The 18,000-nt window shown below is 60.6% G+C and carries 17 protein-coding genes; 10 read left to right on the top strand and 7 right to left on the bottom strand.

What is annotated here, in order from left to right; all coding sequences use genetic code 11:
• Positions 1–32: 32 nt before the first annotated feature.
• Both P3T17_RS09075 and P3T17_RS09080 read right to left on the bottom strand, forming a co-directional pair.
• Positions 33–686 carry a hypothetical protein gene (locus P3T17_RS09075; RefSeq protein WP_429406136.1) on the bottom strand — a complete coding sequence of 218 codons (654 nt, stop codon included), beginning with the start codon at positions 684–686 and terminating at the stop codon, positions 33–35.
• Positions 687–807: 121 nt separating this feature from the next.
• Positions 808–981, bottom strand: coding sequence for a DUF2934 domain-containing protein (locus P3T17_RS09080; RefSeq protein WP_074267051.1), 174 nt, complete (start codon positions 979–981; stop codon positions 808–810).
• 259 nt (positions 982–1,240) lie between these two features.
• On the opposite strand from P3T17_RS09080, the gene P3T17_RS09085 reads away from it, so the two are divergent.
• The gene (locus P3T17_RS09085) at positions 1,241–1,858 is read left to right on the top strand and encodes a rhomboid family intramembrane serine protease (protein ID WP_429406137.1); all 618 of its coding nucleotides are present in this window, start codon (positions 1,241–1,243) and stop codon (positions 1,856–1,858) included.
• Positions 1,859–1,924: 66 nt separating this feature from the next.
• Here the strand turns inward: P3T17_RS09085 and P3T17_RS09090 are convergent, their stop codons facing one another.
• On the bottom strand, positions 1,925–2,233 hold the full coding sequence (locus P3T17_RS09090) for a hypothetical protein (protein WP_074267053.1): 309 nt from the start codon (positions 2,231–2,233) through the stop codon (positions 1,925–1,927).
• Between the two features lie 136 nt (positions 2,234–2,369).
• Complete coding sequence (locus tag P3T17_RS09095) at positions 2,370–3,074, bottom strand: Crp/Fnr family transcriptional regulator (protein WP_074267054.1); 705 nt, start codon at positions 3,072–3,074, stop codon at positions 2,370–2,372.
• Between the two features lie 116 nt (positions 3,075–3,190).
• Here P3T17_RS09095 and P3T17_RS09100 point away from each other — a divergent pair, with 116 nt between their 5' ends.
• Positions 3,191–3,955 carry a class II aldolase/adducin family protein gene (locus tag P3T17_RS09100; RefSeq protein ID WP_429406138.1) on the top strand — a complete coding sequence of 255 codons (765 nt, stop codon included), beginning with the start codon at positions 3,191–3,193 and terminating at the stop codon, positions 3,953–3,955.
• 14 nt (positions 3,956–3,969) lie between these two features.
• The gene (locus P3T17_RS09105) at positions 3,970–4,992 is read left to right on the top strand and encodes a 2-dehydropantoate 2-reductase (protein WP_429406140.1); all 1,023 of its coding nucleotides are present in this window, start codon (positions 3,970–3,972) and stop codon (positions 4,990–4,992) included.
• A 3-nt stretch (positions 4,993–4,995) separates the two neighbouring features.
• On the opposite strand, the gene P3T17_RS09110 is transcribed toward P3T17_RS09105, so the two are convergent.
• Positions 4,996–6,432, bottom strand: a complete 1,437-nt coding sequence (locus tag P3T17_RS09110; RefSeq protein ID WP_429406141.1) for an MFS transporter — start codon at positions 6,430–6,432, stop codon at positions 4,996–4,998.
• A 78-nt stretch (positions 6,433–6,510) separates the two neighbouring features.
• Positions 6,511–7,572, bottom strand: a complete 1,062-nt coding sequence (locus P3T17_RS09115; protein WP_429406144.1) for a LacI family DNA-binding transcriptional regulator — start codon at positions 7,570–7,572, stop codon at positions 6,511–6,513.
• A gap of 174 nt (positions 7,573–7,746) precedes the next feature.
• On the opposite strand from P3T17_RS09115, the gene P3T17_RS09120 reads away from it, so the two are divergent.
• The 7 genes from P3T17_RS09120 to P3T17_RS09150 all read left to right on the top strand — a co-directional run bounded on the left by P3T17_RS09120 (position 7,747) and on the right by P3T17_RS09150 (position 16,596).
• Complete coding sequence (locus P3T17_RS09120) at positions 7,747–9,276, top strand: UxaA family hydrolase (RefSeq protein ID WP_429406475.1); 1,530 nt, start codon at positions 7,747–7,749, stop codon at positions 9,274–9,276.
• A gap of 99 nt (positions 9,277–9,375) precedes the next feature.
• On the top strand, positions 9,376–10,662 hold the full coding sequence (locus P3T17_RS09125) for an MFS transporter (RefSeq protein WP_074269272.1): 1,287 nt from the start codon (positions 9,376–9,378) through the stop codon (positions 10,660–10,662).
• A complete protein-coding gene (hpaI, locus tag P3T17_RS09130) occupies positions 10,634–11,416 on the top strand; it encodes a 4-hydroxy-2-oxoheptanedioate aldolase (protein ID WP_429406478.1) in 783 nt (260 codons plus the stop codon). The genes P3T17_RS09125 and hpaI overlap by 29 nt, the downstream gene beginning before the upstream one ends.
• A 113-nt stretch (positions 11,417–11,529) precedes the next feature.
• A complete protein-coding gene (locus tag P3T17_RS09135; RefSeq protein ID WP_429406145.1) occupies positions 11,530–12,843 on the top strand; it encodes an MFS transporter in 1,314 nt (437 codons plus the stop codon).
• Entirely contained in the window at positions 12,840–13,898 is a 1,059-nt protein-coding gene (locus tag P3T17_RS09140; RefSeq protein ID WP_429406147.1) for a cyclase family protein, read from the top strand. Before P3T17_RS09135 ends, P3T17_RS09140 begins: the two co-directional genes overlap by 4 nt.
• 128 nt (positions 13,899–14,026) lie before the next feature.
• A complete protein-coding gene (locus P3T17_RS09145) occupies positions 14,027–15,109 on the top strand; it encodes a tartrate dehydrogenase (protein WP_429287321.1) in 1,083 nt (360 codons plus the stop codon).
• A gap of 14 nt (positions 15,110–15,123) precedes the next feature.
• Complete coding sequence (locus P3T17_RS09150) at positions 15,124–16,596, top strand: NAD-dependent succinate-semialdehyde dehydrogenase (protein ID WP_429406149.1); 1,473 nt, start codon at positions 15,124–15,126, stop codon at positions 16,594–16,596.
• An 82-nt stretch (positions 16,597–16,678) separates the two neighbouring features.
• Here P3T17_RS09150 and P3T17_RS09155 read toward each other — a convergent pair whose 3' ends face one another.
• Positions 16,679–17,962, bottom strand: coding sequence for a cystathionine gamma-synthase family protein (locus P3T17_RS09155; RefSeq protein WP_429406151.1), 1,284 nt, complete (start codon positions 17,960–17,962; stop codon positions 16,679–16,681).
• Positions 17,963–18,000 lie beyond the last annotated feature (38 nt).

The following is an 18,000-nucleotide window of genomic DNA, read 5'->3' on the forward strand; positions in this document are numbered from 1 at the left end:
ACAGCAAGTTCAGCCAGCCGTTTTGTCTCCAGTTATCTTTCGCGCTTCCTTCGATATATCATCATCGCGCCCACGCCTAATACGACAATAACGAACAGAAGGCCAGGAACGATGAAGAGCGGACTGGACGAATTCCCGGTTGCCGTAACGGTGTTCGCGGATGCCGCACTGACCTCAGCCGGGGCGGACGCAGCCGCCGGAACCGACTGCGGCAGCGCCACGCCATAAGCGCTTCCCTGGCGTGAGACGGGGACACTCGACGCTTGCTGGCTTGCCGCAGAGGCGACTTGAGCGGCGACCTGAGAGGCGGGCAACGCACCTGACGCAGGCCCAAGCGCTTCCGATGCGGTCATGACAGGCGCCGCGACGATATTCGCGGGACTTTTGTCGACGGTGCTGTTCGCTTCAGCGAAAACGCCATCAATGCAGTGCACGTCAGTGCAGGCGTCGCGCTTTTGTTTCCAGGCGGCAACATCGCTCGGCGTCAGCTTTCCCTCTTGCAGGAGCCTTTGCTGCTGCTCATAGACGTCATCGTACTCATGATTCAGAATCGCGTGGTCGCAAATGATCCGCTGAGCGGGTTGGCGCGTGCTCTCGCACTGGATGTCGGTGGCCCACGAGCTTGCGCTAAACAGCATGCAGGGAATCAGAACAGCGAGTTTGATGGTGCTTGCGGGTAACGGCAATTCAGCCCCTCCGAATGCGTGATGGGTTGATGATACTCTGGACTTCGCCGCTTATTGATTGGCGCCTCAGCGTTCGCACCAAGGCTGACTTGCGCTAGTCGGACAATAAGACGTTCGCACCTCAGACGTCGTTTGGCGTCACGGACGGTGGCTCGTCCTGTGCTTTGTCCTCACCGGCCAGTTGCCTCTGCGCTTTTAGCCAGTACTCGTCAGACTTGCCTTCCGGACTGCCGTCTTTCTCCCAGAGGTAAAAGGCAAGCGTTCTGATCTGCTCTTCGGTAACGGGGAAGTCCATTTAAGCCTCCGGCTTGATACGGTTGGATTGATTTGCGCGCTGTTATTGCTGCACGGCGTCGGTGTCAGTCCGTAGCAAACGCTGTGCCGCAGTGCGGAAATCGCCCCCCGCCTATGCCTGGTCGGCGTGTCCTGCTGTGACGCTCACCTGTCCGGAATTGACTTTGCCGGGCAAATTGGATTCCGCTACTATGCATGTCAAAAGGGGCAGGCTCGCGACGCGACTACCCCGCGATGGCACATTGGTAAAGTGACTCGTCATGCCACAACCCTCGATACGGCTCGCACGCCCGACCTCCACCGCCGACTCGCTGTTTGCGCAGCTTAGGGCACGCATTTTCCTTCTCGGTGCCTTTGTCGGTTCGATGTGGGTGATCTTTTTTCTGTCGGCCGCGTTGCCGTTCCTGCAATTGAATCGACACGGAGTGGTGCCGCGTACACTCAGCGGGTTGCAGGGCATCCTGTTCGCTCCGTGGTTGCATGCAAACGTGATGCATATCGTGTCGAACACGGGTCCACTGATCATCCTGGGCTGGCTATGCATGTGGCCGCGCATCGTGAACTTCTGGCAGGCGACAATCGGCGCGATGCTTGGCGCGGGCCTGTGCGCCTGGCTGCTCGGTGCGCCTTACACGGTGCATATCGGCGCTAGCGGTCTGGTGTTCGGCTACGCTGGCTATCTGGTTGCGCGGGCTTACTACACGCGGCAGATCCTCGCGATGCTGGTGGCGCTGTTCGTGGCAGGCAGCTACGGGCTGACTATGTTCTTCGGCGTGATGCCGGTTTATCCCGGCGTGTCGTGGCAAAGCCATCTTGGCGGCGCGCTCGGAGGAATTCTTGCTGCTCGCGCAGCGGCTCGCAGTTTGCGACGCTCGTGAGCCTGGAGGTCTCGCCCGAACAACCCTCGGCGACGTGCCGGATTCAATCGATCGGCGCAGAGCCGGTCACGATTTCCCTTTGAGGGTAAAGGGAGCTAGCAGCGACTGCACATCGACCTGTTGGCCCTGGAGCATGAGCAGTCTTGCGTGGAGCACCGTGTTTTCGAGGACCAGCTTGGCCGTGCTTAGCAGGTATAGCGCGTGAACGTCGGAGACCGACATGCCTGCTTCGACCAGATGGTGACGCTCGACTAGCGAACTCATCACGAGACGTCTGAGTTCCTGCTCACCAAACGGGAGGTCCGCGTAATCGATGGGATCGTCAGCTTCCACTTCCCGCAGCATGTCAACAAGCGTTTCTGTGCTCACTTCCATGTCGGCTCCACGTAGTCGTGTCGATTGAGATCAGCTTAACCAAACTATAAGCTGCGCGAAAGAGTTTTTTGCGGGCATATTGGGCTTGAAGTCTTTTCGAGCGGACGTAGGGCATACGCAGCGACATCGACATCCCTCACGTCTCGAGATCCCCAAGACTAGCCGCCCTCAACCGGTCAAAATCAAGAATAGTGATCTCCCCGGATTTCAGACTCACTATCCGTTGACTCTCCAGATTCTTGAGCAACTGATTCGTGGTCTGTCGCGACAGCGACACCATTGAAGCGAGACTGTCTTGCGAGAGCCTTATCCTGTTCTGCGCCGCATTGAGACCGCCATACCCGCCCGCAATCGACAGCAAGCGGTTCGCCACGCGTTGCGCTGCCGGTAACAAGGTCATCGCTTCAGCGTTGTCGAACGAAAGCCGGAGCCTTTGAGCCATCAACAACGCAAAATCGCGCCAATAGCGGGGCGCAGTGTCGAGCAGGTCTTTCAGCGCAGCCTCGGGCACGTGCAGCAGAAGCGTCCTGCTAACCGCGGTGGCATTGTTCGGACGTGGCAACCCATCGAACAGCGAGATTTCTCCCACCCACGCAGTCGGTCCTAATACGGCAAGCAACGCCTCCTTCCCATCCACTCCGACTGTGCCGATAGCAAGCGCGCCGCCGAGCACAGCATACAGACCGTAAGACTGTTCGCCACGCCGATACAGGACTTCACCCCTTTCCAGCGTCACCAGGCTGGCGTGGCTGACCAGATAGTCCCGCAATTCGACGGACAGGCCGCGGAACCACGGCGTCGTTTCGAGTTGCGTCCGGTAGCGGTTCTGGCTGGATTCCATTGGCGCGTCGACCTGTCGTGTACCCGACAGATTTTAGGCCGGTTCGCGAACATCATGGGGACTCGCCGTTGTCCCGGGTTATCCCATGCTTGAATCATCGAATAAGGAGTGTCGACGTGGCCTCATCTAATCTCAATCTGAAGAACGAAGTTTCATCTGCCGAATGGGAAGCGCGAGTCAATCTCGCGGCGGCGTATCGCCTCGTAGCGCTGTTCGGGTGGGACGACCTGGTGTTTACGCACATCTCGGCGCGCGTGCCCGGTCCCGAACACCATTTCCTGATCAACCCGTATGGCCTGATGTTCGACGAAATCACCGCGTCGTCGCTGGTCAAGGTGGACCTCAACGGCCGCAAGGTTGTCGAATCGCCTTATGACGTCAACCCGGCTGGCTTTACGATCCATAGCGCTGTGCACGCGGCCCGCGAAGATGCGCTGTGCGTGATGCACACGCACTCGGTCAACGGCGTTGCAGTGTCGGCGCAGGAAGCGGGCTTGTTGCCGCTCTCCCAGCAATCGCTTGGGGTGCTGGCATCGCTTGGCTACCATGACTACGAGGGCATCGCACTTAACGAAGCCGAGAAACCGCGTCTCGTTCGGGATCTCGGAAGCAACACGTATTTGATGCTGCGCAACCACGGCCTGCTGACGGTTGGCGCTTCGCCGGCGGACGCCTTCGTCGCCATGTATTTCTTTGAGGCATCCTGCATGATTCAGGTACGTGCCCAGTCGGGTGGCGCAAAGCTGACTCCGATCCCCCAGTCGATTCTCGCCGGCATCAAGGAACAGATCCGGGCGGTAACGAGCGGCACGCCAGGAGCGCTGGCATGGCCAGGCCTGCTGCGCCGGCTTGACCGTCGTAGTCCCGGATACGCTGACTAACCGTGAGAACCAGCATGGCAAAGATCTTTATCTACGGCGCTGGCTCGATTGGCTGCTATGTCGGCGGACGACTTCTTGCCGCGGGCAGCGACGTCACCTTCATCGGACGTGCGCGCGTGGCCGACCAGTTGCGCGATCGAGGCATCACACTGTCGCGGCACGACGATAGCCGCTGGCATGCGCCACCGGAGCGGATCGACGTATCAACGGACGCGGCGAGCGCCGCCGCCGCCGATCTCGTGCTTGTCACCGTCAAATCTGCCGCGACGCCTACGGCCGCAGCAGAGCTAGCCGGTGTGCTCCGCCCCGGCACGATCGTTGTGAGCTTCCAGAACGGCGTTGGCAACGCGGACGTGTTGCGTGCCGCGCTGCCACAGCACACGGTGCTCGAAGGGATGGTGCCATTCAATGTCGTCGAACGCGGCCCAGGTGCGTTTCATCAAGGCTCGGGCGGCGAACTGGAGATCCGGCATACGCCGGCCACGCAGCCGTTCGTCGAAGCATTCAGGAATGCAGGACTGCCGCTGATTCAGCACGACGATATGCTGCCCGTGCAATGGGCCAAACTATTGCTCAATCTTAACAATGCAATAAATGCGCTCGCGAACCGGCCTCTCAAGGAAGAGCTTTCGCAACGCGCGTACCGGGTTTGCCTCGCTATGGCGCAGGAAGAAGCGCTCGCGCTTCTGAAGCGGGCCGGCATACGGCCAGTCAAAGTGACGCCGTTTCCCGCCACGTGGATACCGCCTGCTCTTCGCTTGCCTGATGCATTATTCGAACGCGTTGGTCGCGCGATGCTGACGATCGATCCCCTCGCGCGTTCGTCCATGTCCGACGATTTGGAGGCAGGGCGCGCTACGGAAGTTGACTGGATCAACGGCGAAGTGATGCGCCTCGCGCAACGTCTGGGGCAAACGGCGCCGGTGAACGAACGACTCTGCCAGCTCGTGCACGAAGCCGAGCGAGCCGACGCACGCCCTGCATGGTCAGGAAAAGCGCTGTTAGGCGAGTTGCGAACTGCGGCGAAAGCCGCTTAGCCGTCAAGATTTGCCGACGCTCCGTCGATGCCCGCTGACGTGTTCGCCCGCGTCGGGGGCTAACGTAAACACATCGAATATCGCAATCACGCTTAACGCTGCCACCATCAGAAAGGCGATGCTGAAATCTGCCGGCACTAATGTTTGAGCGTCGTGGCCGTGCCACCACGAGGCGATTCGCAGCGCGATTGCGCCGGCTGCGACGCCCATCCCCATTGTCATCTGACTCATCGTGCTCGATAAGGTCGAGGCGCCGCTCATCTGCGGTTTTGGAACGTCAGCGAAACCGAGCGTATTGATGGCGGTAAATTGCAACGAACGTGCGACGCCGCTGACGAACAGTGCGCCGAGAATCCATCCATACCCCGTGGTCGGCCTTAGCAGGCTCATGCTTGCGAGTGTGACTGCGGCAAACGCGCCGTTGTAGACGAGCACGGTCCGGAAGCCGAAACGCTGCAGGATTTGCGTCGTAACGAGTTTCGTCGACAGATTGCCCGCAAACACAGCGAGCGTTAGCAAGCCCGACTGAAACGGGTTCATGCCAAAGCCAACCTGAAACATCAAGGGCAACAGAAACGGCACCGCGCCGATCGAGATCCGGAATAGCGAACCGCCGGAGATCGCCACCACGAACGTCTTGATCCGGAACGCGGACACATCGATCATCGGATGCGCGGTGCGGCGAAGATGGAACCAGGCTACCGCGCAGGCCACGAAGCCGACCACGAGAAACACCAGCGACGAGTGCCAGGACGTGTCGGCGCGGCCGATTGCCTCCATCGCATACATGACCGAGGTGCCCGCAACGCCGGTCAGCACAAAGCCCAGTAAGTCGAAAGGGCGGGAAGCCGTGTCGCGCTCCGCGCTGAGGAAACGCCAGGCCAGCGCCATCCCTATCAAGCCCAGCGGCAGGTTCAGATAGAAAATCCAGCGCCACGTGAAGTATGTCGTGATGAATCCACCGAGCGGTGGCCCGAGGACCGGCGCGACCAGCCCCGGCCATGTGATCACCGAGATCGCGCGCACCAGCTGTTCCTTGGGCGTGACGCGCAGCACAGCGAGACGTCCGACTGGCACCATCATTGCGCCGCCTATGCCCTGCAAGATGCGTGCGCCAGTGAATTCGACGAGATTGCCGGTCAGGCCGCAGAGTATCGATGCACCGGTGAAGATCGCGAGGGCCGCGGTGAAAACGTTGCGAACGCCGACGCGATCGGCAATCCATCCACTGATCGGAATAAATACGGCAAGCGTTAGCAGATAAGACGTGATACCGATACTTAGTTCTACTGGCCTGATGTGAAACGACTGTGCCATCTGCGGCAATGCGGTGGCGATAATTGAGCCGTCGAGGTTTTCCATGAAGAACGCGGCAGCGACCAGCGACGTGACCAAAGTGGAACTACCGTGGCGCACGGAACCGGATGGCGAAGTCGACATCGGCCAACACTCCTGAATGGCGAACTCAAGCAATGAAGAAGGTATGAACAGGGCGGTGCTGCTTTGGCGCCGACGGCGTCAGGTGCTATCCCGCTCGATCAGATTAAACCCGACGTCGACCATCTGCTCGGTGTCCGGACCGTTTTCAATCCGGTTGACGAGCATGGTCGCCGCAAGCGAACCGATTCGCGTGCCGTCGATTCTCATGGTCGACAAAGGCGGCGTGGTGTCTCTGGCAAAATTCTGGTCACCGTAGCCAATCACACGCAGCCGTCCAGGCACTGCTATGCCCTGGCTCTCGGCTTCCATCAATACGCCCAACGCAAGGCTATCCGCGCCGCAGAAAACGGCGTCAATATCGGCATCTTTTTCAAGCAAGTCCTTCAACGCCCGCCGCCCGTCGCCGAGATTTGCCGGTGACTCGATCGTCACCACGGGGATGGCGGGGCTCGTCTTGGCGCCACCGAACGCTTCAAGGAACGCTTTGGTGCGAGCCTGCGCGCGCTGGTCGCTGGGTGTGAAGACAGCGGGGCGCCGCGCGCCACGTTTCTTCAGGAATTTTGCCGCGGCTTTGCCAACCTGCTCATGCGAAAAGCCGACCAGCATGTCAATCGGCTCGCTCGTCAGATCCCAGGTCTCGACAACCGGGATGCCGCTCGCATGCAGCTTCTGCCGCGCACTCTGGGAGTGAACGACGCCGGTCAGCACGATGCCGGCCGGCCGGCGGCCAATCACTGCATCGAGCAGCGCGTCCTCGCGCGACTCGTCGTAGCCGCTTTGCCCGATCAGCAACTGATAGCCCGACGCGGCAAGCTCGCTTGTGAGGGCCTCGACGGTCTCCTGAAACACGCTACCGCCCATCGCGGGGATCAGCGCGACGATGAGATCGCTGCGTGTCGATGCCAGCGATCCTGCGATGAGATCAGGGGTGTAGCCGGTTTGCCGGACAGCCTCGCGGATGCGTTCCAGCGTATCGACCGAGACCAGTTCCGGCGTATTCAGTGCGCGTGAGACGGTCACCTTGGTCACGCCGACGAGCGTTGCAAGATCGCTGAGCGTGACGCGCCCGGAGTTCTTGCGGGCGCGCCGCGAGGCGCTTCGTTCGACAGGGGCAAGCAGGGAAGTAGGCGTTTTGCTCACGTCGTTGATCACTCGGGCCCGAAAAAAGTTGCTGGTAATTGTCTCAAAAGCATACTACCATGCGCCCTATGTTACCGGTTACATAAACCGGTAACATTTGTCCGAAGATAAGCGGAGCAGGTGCCGCAGGACTTGCAGAGACAGGAGACGTGTATGTCGCAGGCTGGTGAGATGATGGTGAACGAGCCGCTAATCCGGCTTAACGCCGCGGACAATGTACTGATCGCGCGCGAAGCGTTGTCCATCGGGCAACAGCTTTCCATTGGCGATGCGGCCATCCGCATGCGCGCCCAGGTTGCCGCGGGTCATAAAGTGGCGGCGCAACATATTCCGCGAGGCGCGGCCATCCGCAAATACGACACCGTCATTGGCCGGGCCGCTCGCGACATCGAGGCGGGTGATCACGTCCATACGCACAACGTCGAGTTGATCGATTTCGAACGCGATCCGGGTTTCTGCCTGGATGTGCGTCCCGTCGAGTACATTGCAGAAGCCGAACGGGCAACCTTCAACGGTATCGTGCGACCCGATGGGCGCGTCGCCACGCGCAACTTCATCGGCATTCTGGCCTCGGTCAACTGCTCTTCTACCGTCATCAAGAATATCGCCGCGTGGTTTACGCCTGAGCGGCTCGCACGTTACCCGAATGTCGACGGCGTGGTCGCCTTTGCGCAGACCAGCGGCTGCGGGATGTCTTCGCCTAGCGAACACTTCGATGTCTTGCGCCGCACGCTCGCCGGCTATGCGCGTCATCCGAATCTTGGCGGCGTGCTGATCGTCGGGCTAGGCTGTGAGCGCAATCAGGTCGGCGCCTTGCTCGAATCGCAGGGGCTTCAGGCCGGTGCCGCGGTCCACACGCTGGTCATGCAGGACGAGGGCGGCACCCGTGCGACGATCGCGGCAGGGATCGCTGCCATAGAGCAGATGCTGCCGGCTGCGAACGATATTCGCCGCAGTCCGGTGCCCGCGAGTCACATCAAGATCGGTCTGGAATGCGGCGGCTCCGACGGCTTTTCCGGTATCACGGCGAACCCGGCCCTGGGCGCGGCGATGGATATTCTGGTGCGCCACGGCGGCACCGCGATCCTTTCCGAAACCCCCGAAATTCATGGTGTCGAATACATGCTGACGCGCCGCGCGGTGACGCCGGAGGTCGGCCAGAAACTGCTCGACCGGCTTACGTGGTGGGAGCAGTACACGCGCGGCCACAACGGCCAGTTCAATGGCGTCGTAGGACCGGGTAATCAGCAAGGCGGACTCGCCAACATCTTCGAGAAATCGCTTGGTTCTGCGATGAAAGGCGGGACGACGCCGCTGCAGGCCGTCTACGAATATGCCGAGCCGATTGATCGCGCCGGCTTCGTCTTCATGGACTCGCCCGGCTACGACCCCGTCGCGGTGACCGGGCAGATCGCCAGCGGTGCAAACCTGATCTGCTTCACGACCGGCCGCGGCTCCATGTTCGGTTCGAAGCCCGCGCCCACGATCAAGCTCGCAAGCAACACGCCGATGTTCGAGCGGCTGCGCGACGACATGGATATCAACTGCGGACTGATCCTCGATGGCGAACGCTCAGTCGAAGAAATGGGCGAGGACATCTTCCAGCACATCCTGCGGGCCGCATCGGGCGAACGTACCCGCAGCGAACTGCTCGGCCTGGGCGATCACGAGTTTGTGCCTTGGCACATGGGCATCGTGAGCTGAAGCGCCGCCTCGCATCAACAACAAAATCGGAGACAGAGATTGAGCCAAGCGTTGCAACAGGAGCCCCGCAGCAAAGTGCGCTGGGTGGTGGCTGGCCTGATGTGGTCAGCCATTGCGATCAACTATATTGACCGGACGGTGCTATCCGCCGCGGCACCCCATCTTCAGTCCGAGTTCCATCTTGGCGCCATGGAGATGGGCATCGTGATGTCGGCGTTCTTCTGGTCCTACGCGCTGCTGCAACTGCCCGCAGGCATGCTTGCCGACCGCTTCGGGCAGAAGATCGTACTGGGCATGGCCGTATTCTGGTGGTCGCTCGCGACGGCCGTGACCGGACTCGCCAGCGGTTTCAAATCGCTCGTGGCGCTGAGGGTGATGCTGGGTGTGGGCGAAGCGGGCTCCTATCCGAGCAATGCGGGCATCGCGACGCGGTGGTTTCCGCGCCAGGAGCGCGCCACCGTCGCGGGCATCTTCGATAGCGGATCGAAGCTTGGCGGCGCCATCGCGCTTCCGTTGATTGCCTGGCTGCTGGCGGTCTTCGACTGGAAAGTCACGTTTGCGATTACCGGCGCGCTTGGGCTGGTCTGGTGCGTGGTCTGGGTGTTGGTGTTCAAGAACTCGCCGGCCGATCATCGGCGTGTCAGCGCATCCGAACTCGCCTACATTCGCGCCGATGAAGAAGCGCCGCGCCAGAACGGTGCCGCGCTTGCCGATGTTCCCTGGTACCGACTGTTCGCACACCGGAACATCTGGGCCATGTGTATCGGCTTCTTCATGATCAACTACAACTCTTACTTCTTCATCACATGGTTGCCGACGTATCTCGTCAAGGAACGTGGCATGAGCATGATGGAAATGGGCTTCATGGCTTCGTTGCCGCTCATTCTTTCGATGGTCGTCGAGATCTTCGCAGGCTGGGCCTCGGATCGCGTGTATGCCTCGGGACGGCTCTCGCTCACGGCAACCCGCAAACTGTTTCTCATCATCGGCCTGTTGATGGCGTCGAGCATCGGCTTCGCGGCATTCGCCGCGTCACCTTTGGTGGCGGTCGCGTTGCTCTGCGTAGCGAAATCGGGCACGACCGTCGCTGCATCCCAGGTCTGGGCACTGCCCGGAGATGTCGCGCCACGCAACATGGTGTCACGCGTTGCGGGTATCCAGAACACCGTTTCGAACATGGGCGGCGTAGTCGGCCCGGTTGTCACGGGCGCGATCGTGGGTTCAACCGGCTCCTTCGTTGCGGCATTGCTGTTCTCGTCGGCGCTGATCGTGATTGCAATGCTCAACTATCTGTTCCTGCTCGGCAAAGTGGAACCCATCCAGTTCAATCAAGTCCCCATGGAGGCTAGAAATCGTGATGAACGCAACGTCGACGTCCGTGCTTAATCCGTTCAAGACGGCGCTCGCAAACGGCCAGAAGCAGATCGGCTTCTGGCTTTCGATGGCCGATTCCTATCTGGCCGAAGTCAGCGCGACCGCTGGCTTTGAATGGCTGTTGATCGACGCAGAGCACGCCCCGAACGACGTGCGCAGCATTCTTGGGCAATTGCAGGCCGTTGCGCCTTATCGCGCCGAACCCGTCGTGCGTCCTGTGAACGCCGATCCGGCGTTGCTCAAGCGCTTGCTCGATATCGGCGCGCGCAACCTGCTGATTCCGATGATCGATACCGCCGATCAGGCTCGCGCGAGCGTCGCCGCTGTGCGCTATCCGCCGCACGGAATTCGTGGCGTGGGCAGTGCGGTGGGACGTGCGTCGCGCTGGAGCTCGCGTGCCGACTATCTGGACATTGCGGACAGCGAAATCTGTCTGCTCGTGCAAGCGGAGACCGTCACGGCGCTCGAGAATCTACAGGCGATCTGCGAGGTCGACGGTGTCGATGGTGTATTCATCGGCCCGGCGGATCTGGCAGCGTCGATGGGATATCGCGGCAAGCCCACTCATCCGGAGGTACAGAAGGCGATCGAGGGGGCGATTCGCACCGTCGTCGCTTCGGGTAAGGCAGCCGGCACGTTGACATCGGACCAGACACTCGCGCGCCGCTATCTCGAGCTTGGCTGCACATTCGTCGCGACCGGTGTGGACATTCTCATGTTCGCGAACGCGGCTCGCAAGCTTGCCCGGGAATTCATCGAGCAATGAACCATGGCGCACGGACCCGGCAAGCCTAAGCATGGGCCGTGCAAACCAGAGCGATAAAAGCGGGGCGTAAAGCCCCGTATCACGTCGGACTTTGACCCATCAGGAGACAATCCATGCCCCACAACGCAATGGAGCCCGCTACCTTCGCGGAAGGGGCGACACATTCGAATGCAGCTTTGCTCAGGAAGCATTGGCACATTATTTTCGCCGCGACAGCAGGCTGGGCGCTCGACGCGTTCGACTTCACTATCCTCCTGTTTCTGATTCCGCATCTGCGCACGGTGTTCGACGTGGGTCTGCCTGCGATGGCGTTCATCGTCACCGCCACGGGTTTCGCCAAGATCGCTGGCACGATTGGGTGGGGACTCGCTGCCGATCGCTTTGGCCGAAAGTTCGCGTTTATGGCCGCCGTACTATGGTTTTCGTGCGCCGCCGGCTTGAGTGGGCTCGCATGGAGCTATGCGTCGTTCATGGCGTTACGCATCCTGTTTGGCCTCGGGTTCGGCGGTGAATGGACGGCCTCCGTATCGCTGTTGATGGAGACCGTACCCGAAAAAATCCGTCCGCTTGCCTCCGGCATCATGGTCGCGGGCTACGAGTTCGGCTACATGCTGGCGGCACTCTCGTTCCATTTTGTGTTTCCGGTGCTCGGCTGGCGCTGGATGTTTTTTATCGGCGTAGTGCCTGCACTGCTTACGCTTTTCCTGCGTCGTAACGTCAAGGAATCGGACGACTGGGTGCGTCAGCAGCAACACAAAAAGGAAGGTCGAAAGTTCAAGCCGTTCGTATTCAATCCTGCTGTCGCGCAGGCCTGGGCGTTTTCGGCAGGCATCAACTTCATGCTTTGGGCCGTACAGGTGCTTTATCCGACGTTCCTGCTCACGACTCAACATCTGGACTCGGGTTCGATATTTCCTTTTATCGTGGCTTATTCGGTCGGCTCGGTGATTGGCAAGCCGCTTTCAGGTTATGCGGCGAGCCGTTTCGGCGAGCGCTTGACCATCATTGTCTTCATGACGATCGTGATTCCGTCCACGGTCCTCTACACGCTTGTTTCCGATCACTTTCAGCTGGGTGCCGGCGCATTTCTGATGGGCATGTTTGCGAACGGACTATTCGGCATCCTGCCGCTCTATCAGGCGCGGCGTTTCCCGGTCGCAGCTCGGGCAACTGGCATCGGCATTAGCTACGCGATGACTTCGGTGAGCGTGGCTGCGCCCTACGTGATCGCGCTTGTGACGCCATCGCTCGGACTCAGATTTTCGATGGCGTCGTTTATCGCCGCAGGGGCGTTGTTGATCATCGCCATCAGCGTCTTCAATACGTCGCGCTGGATGCCCGACGAGGAAGTTGGTCCAGAGACCCGGTCAGGTCTGGATGGTGCCGACGAAGACGCGAGGTTTGCCATAGGAGATGTAGTGAGATGATGCGGTCAAGCAGTGCCCGGCGGTGGAATCAACGGCCGGAGGATTCGAACTGGGGCGACTTCGGTCCCGACGATCAACTTGGACGGCTCAATCTGCTGACGCCAGAGAAGGTCCTCCAGGGCATACGAGAAGTCAGTGAAGGTCGCGTTTTCTGTCTGAGTTTGCCGCTCGACTGTCCGGGCGGGACGGCGCTTAATCCGCGCCGTCAACCGCCCCGCATCGAGCCGACGCGCCGTGGCAGCCGCCCGAACATGACGTACCCGCTGTCGCGCGATAACCCCCATCTGCTGGATGTCATCTGCGACGACACGGTCCATCTGGCGCTCCAGTACTCGACGCAGTGGGACAGCCTCGCGCATATGGGGCAGTGGTTTGATCTCATGGGCGATGGTGTGCCGGAAATGGTCTTCTATAACGGCTTTCGCGCGGGAGAGGATATCGTCGGGCCGATCGATTACCGGAATGGTAACGAACGTGTCGTGGAGCATCCTGTGGGTGCCAAGCGCCTCGGGATCGAAAACATGGCTGCGACGGGCGTGCAAGGACGCGGCGTCATGATCGACCTCAAGCGTCATTTCGGCACGAAGAAGGTCGCTGTTGGTTACGCCGAGTTGAGCGAAGCGATGGACGCTCAAGGCGTGGACGTCGAGCCAGGCGACATGGTCTGTCTGCGTACCGGTACGGATGAAGCGTTGATCGAAATGGCTGGCAACCCCGACATGAACCGTCTGAACCAAAGTTTCGCTGCGCTCGACGGCCGGGACGAGAAATTGCGCGACTGGATTGTCGAATCCGAAGTGGTAGCGCTGATCTCGGACAACGCCGCTGTGGAGATGTTGCCGCCCAAAGCCGCTGAAAGTGATCGGTATACCTCGCATCCGTTGCATGATCTCTGTCTGTTCCGGCTGGGCGTGTATCTCGGCGAATTGTGGCATCTGAGCGAACTTGCCGACTGGTTGCACGCAAACGGACGCAGCCGGTTTCTGCTTACCGCACCGCCGCTGCGTTTGCCGGGCGCAGTGGGCTCCCCGGTGACGCCTGTGGCCACCGTGTAGGGCAGTTGGCAGCGTGATTCTCGCGTTAGAGCGAAAATGAATCCCGAGGCCCCATCTTTTGAAAGAGAAACCTGCGCAATTCGCCGGGTCGCTCAATGGACCATTCGTTATCTGCAGAGGAGAGTCACATGAACAAGCCGTACCGCATCGCCGTCATCCCCGGAGATGGCATTGGCAAGGAAGTGATGCCGGAGGGGTTGCGCGCGCTGGAAGCCGCCAGCAAAAAATTCGGTATCGCGCTGGAATTCAAGCACATCGAATGGGCAAGCTGCGACTACTACGCGAGGCATGGTCAGATGATGCCAGACGACTGGAAAGCGCAACTGCAGCCCATGGATGCGATTCTGTTCGGTGCGGTCGGCTGGCCGGAGACGGTGCCTGACCATATCTCGCTGTGGGGATCGCTGCTGAAGTTCCGGCGCGAATTTGATCAGTACATCAACCTGCGTCCCGCGCGTCTCTTTGCCGGCGTGCCTTCACCGCTCGCAGGGCGCAAAGCAGGCGACATCGATTTCTGGATCGTGCGCGAGAACACCGAGGGCGAGTATTCGTCGGTGGGCGGCGTGATGTTCGAAGGCACGGACCGTGAGTTCGTGCTGCAGGAGTCCGTGTTCACGCGTCACGGCAGCGAGCGCGTCCTGAAGTTCGCATTCGACCTCGCGCAACGGCGCGAACGCAAGAAGATCACCGTCGCGACGAAGAGCAACGGCATCGCGATCAGCATGCCATGGTGGGACAAATGCGCCGCCGGCATCGCGGCGCAGTATCCGGATGTGACGTGGGACAAGCAGCACATTGACATTCTCTGCGCGCGCTTCGTGCTGAATCCGGACCGCTTCGACGTGGTCGTGGCCACCAATCTGTTCGGCGACATCCTGTCCGATCTCGGTCCCGCGTGTACGGGGACGATCGGCCTCGCGCCCTCGGCGAACATGAATCCCGAACGCACGTTTCCTTCGTTGTTCGAACCGGTTCACGGCTCGGCGCCCGATATCTTCGGCAAGAACATCGCCAATCCGATCGCGATGGTCTGGTCGGCGGCGATGATGCTCGACTTCCTCGGCAACCACCAGGGGGCCGAGCGTGAGGCTCACGATGCGATGCTCGCCGCGATCGAGGCGGTGCTCAAGGAAGGTCCGCTTACTGGCGATCTCGGTGGCCGGGCCAACACCACGGAAGTGGGCAAGGCGATTGCCGAACGGCTCGCCTGAACAAGGAGATTTCGATGGCAACGAAATTTGAACTGAGCGACCTGATCCGCACCGAGCATTTTATCGACGGCAAATGGGTCGCTTCTATTGGCGGCAAGCGCTTCGACGTGACGAACCCGGCGACGGGCGAGGTGATCGCCACTATCGCTGATGGCGGTGAGGCCGACGCCCGCGCCGCTACCGACGCCGCCGCGCGTGCGTTCCCCGCATGGCGCGATGCCCTGCCGAAGGATCGCGCGGCCGTGCTGCATCGTTGGCACGCGTTGATGCTCGAGAACGCCGACGTGCTTGGCCGCCTGATCTCGCTCGAGCAGGGCAAGCCGTTCGCGGAAGGACGTGGCGAAGTGCTGTACGGCGCATCGTATGTCGCGTGGTTCGCGGATGAAGCGACGCGCATCTACGGCGATCTGATTCCGCAACAGCAGCGCGGCAAGCGGATGAGCGCGGTGAAGGAGCCGGTTGGCGTGGTCGCGGCCATCACGCCGTGGAATTTCCCGCTCGCGATGATCGCGCGCAAGATTGCGCCTGCACTTGCTGTGGGATGCACGGTGGTTGGCAAGCCCGCTGAGGACACGCCGCTCACCGCCCTCGCACTCGTGATGCTGGCGCACGAAGCGGGCGTACCGCCCGGCGTGCTTAACCTGATCGCTTCATCGCGCGAGAGTGCGGTACCTGCGGTGGCGGATTGGTTGCACGATGGCCGCGTGCGCAAGATTACCTTCACGGGTTCGACGCCAGTTGGCAAGTATCTGGCGCGCGAATCGGCCGAGACGCTCAAGAAGCTCTCGCTCGAGCTGGGGGGCAACGCACCGTTCATCGTGTTCGACGATGCAGACCTCGACGCCGCGGTTGAAGGCTTGCTCGTGTCGAAGTTTCGCAATGGTGGCCAGACGTGTGTATGCCCGAACCGGGTGTACGTGCAGTCGTCGGTGTACGAGAAGTTCGGCGATATGCTCGCCAAACGCGTCGCCACGCTGAAGGTCGCGCCGGCCACCGACTCCGCCGCGCAGATCGGTCCAATGATCAACGCACGCGCTGTCGACAAGATCGCACGTCACGTCGACGATGCTGTTTCGAAAGGCGCACGCACTCTCACCGGTGGGAAGCGCCTCACAGCGTTGGGTCCGAACTACTACGCACCTACCGTTCTCGCCGATGCCACCAGCGAGATGCAGCTAAGCTGCGAGGAAACCTTTGGCCCCGTCGTACCGCTGTTCCGTTTCGAGGATGAAGCAGAAGCGATCCACGCGGCCAACGACACGCCGTTTGGGCTCGCATCGTACTTCTACAGTCAGGATGTGCGCCGCATTGACCGCGTCTCACGACAGCTGGAAGCGGGGATCGTCGGCATCAACGAGGGCGCGATTTCGAGCGAGGCCGCGCCGTTTGGTGGCGTGAAAGAATCGGGCTATGGCCGCGAAGGGTCGAAGTATGGTCTCGATGACTATCTGTCGATCAAGTATCTCTGCCAGGGTGGGCTTGATTAACTAATGGCATTCTTCGGTTCTGGCCCGTAGCAGGTGCCAGAACCGGAGCCCAACGACGCTCCGCAGCCGTGCGCTGCGCGACTCAGCAGTGTTCCAGCGCGTAAGACAGATCGGCGATCAGATCGTCAGGATGCTCCAATCCAACGGACACGCGAATCAATCCCTCCGACACGCCTGCCTTGGCGCGTGCCTCTGCTGGCACGCCGGAATGTGTTGTGGAAGCGGGATGACAAATCAGCGACTCCGTGCCGCCCAGGCTCACCGCCGACTTGAACAGACTCAAACCGTTGATGAGTTTGAACGCCTGCTCGCGACCGCCGTTGAGCACGAAGGCAAACGTCGACCCAGGTCCGCTGCACTGACGCTGATAAACCGCCTGGTAGGTCGGATCTTCAATCAGTTCGGGATGCAAAACTTTCACTGGATGATACGGATTGCTCGCGAGCCATCGCGCGACGGCGCTGCCGCTGCGCGCGGCCTGCTCCATGCGCAGCACGAGGGTTTCCATGGAACGTGTGATCATCCATGACGAGTGCGGATCGAGTTGCGAGCCGAGCGCGCTGCGAATCGAGCGCACCTTCGTGATCAGACTACGGCTACCGGTAACGCCGCCCGCGACCAGATCGCTATGACCGCCGATGTACTTCGTCAACGAATACACGTTGAGGTCGATACCTTGCTTCACTGGCTTCTGATACAACGGACCCAGCAGCGTGTTGTCGCAAACCGAAAGCGGACGATAGCCGTGGCGCGTTTCGAACGCATCGATTTCGCGACGCAATCCTTCCAGGTCGAACAATGCGTTGGTCGGGTTGGCCGGCGTCTCGATGTAGCACATTCGCACGTTGCCCTTTTTCGCCGCGGCTTCGAGCGCGTCGCGGATCGCCTCGACCGAAAGCCCATCCTCGATTACTTGCGAAGTGATGCCCCATTCAGGCAGAAACTTTGAAATGAGCGTTTCAGTCCCGCCATAAAGCGGCACGGACTGAACCACACAATCGCCCGGTCGCAGAAACGCCAGCAGAATTGCCGCAATCGCAGACATGCCGCTCGACGTCACGACAGCGGACTCCGAGCCATCGAGCAACGCTAGTCGATCTTCGACAATCTCGAGATTCGGGTGATTGAAACGGCTATAGACGAGGCCCGCGCTTTCGCCTTCGGGCGAGGGTTTGCGGCCTGAGACCATATCGAAGAAGTCGGCGCCGTCCTCGGCAGTGCGGAACGCAAACGTCGACGTCAGGAACACGGGCGGCTTAACCGATCCTTCCGAAAGGAACGGATCGTAGCCATACGACATCATCTGGGTTTCTGGGTGCAGATCGCGATCGGCGATCTTGCGCTTGTGATAGTTGCCATAGGCCATGCTTTGCTCCATGTGATGTCGTAGGGAAGGTAGAACGG

The sequence above is a fragment of the Paraburkholderia sp. GAS82 genome, assembly GCF_050436285.1.
Classification (GTDB): Bacteria; Pseudomonadota; Gammaproteobacteria; order Burkholderiales; family Burkholderiaceae; genus Paraburkholderia; species Paraburkholderia phenazinium_B.

Coding starts and splice junctions, on each gene's coding strand:
- P3T17_RS09080 (WP_074267051.1), bottom strand. CDS start 981: ATGGACTTCCCCGTTACCGAAGAGCAGATCAGAACGCTTGCCTTTTAC.
- P3T17_RS09085 (WP_429406137.1), top strand. CDS start 1,241: ATGCCACAACCCTCGATACGGCTCGCACGCCCGACCTCCACCGCCGAC.
- P3T17_RS09090 (WP_074267053.1), bottom strand. CDS start 2,233: ATGGAAGTGAGCACAGAAACGCTTGTTGACATGCTGCGGGAAGTGGAA.
- P3T17_RS09095 (WP_074267054.1), bottom strand. CDS start 3,074: ATGGAATCCAGCCAGAACCGCTACCGGACGCAACTCGAAACGACGCCG.
- P3T17_RS09105 (WP_429406140.1), top strand. CDS start 3,970: ATGGCAAAGATCTTTATCTACGGCGCTGGCTCGATTGGCTGCTATGTC.
- P3T17_RS09110 (WP_429406141.1), bottom strand. CDS start 6,432: ATGTCGACTTCGCCATCCGGTTCCGTGCGCCACGGTAGTTCCACTTTG.
- P3T17_RS09120 (WP_429406475.1), top strand. CDS start 7,747: ATGGTGAACGAGCCGCTAATCCGGCTTAACGCCGCGGACAATGTACTG.
- P3T17_RS09125 (WP_074269272.1), top strand. CDS start 9,376: ATGTGGTCAGCCATTGCGATCAACTATATTGACCGGACGGTGCTATCC.
- hpaI (WP_429406478.1), top strand. CDS start 10,634: ATGAACGCAACGTCGACGTCCGTGCTTAATCCGTTCAAGACGGCGCTC.
- P3T17_RS09135 (WP_429406145.1), top strand. CDS start 11,530: ATGCCCCACAACGCAATGGAGCCCGCTACCTTCGCGGAAGGGGCGACA.
- P3T17_RS09140 (WP_429406147.1), top strand. CDS start 12,840: ATGATGCGGTCAAGCAGTGCCCGGCGGTGGAATCAACGGCCGGAGGAT.
- P3T17_RS09145 (WP_429287321.1), top strand. CDS start 14,027: ATGAACAAGCCGTACCGCATCGCCGTCATCCCCGGAGATGGCATTGGC.
- P3T17_RS09150 (WP_429406149.1), top strand. CDS start 15,124: ATGGCAACGAAATTTGAACTGAGCGACCTGATCCGCACCGAGCATTTT.
- P3T17_RS09155 (WP_429406151.1), bottom strand. CDS start 17,962: ATGGCCTATGGCAACTATCACAAGCGCAAGATCGCCGATCGCGATCTG.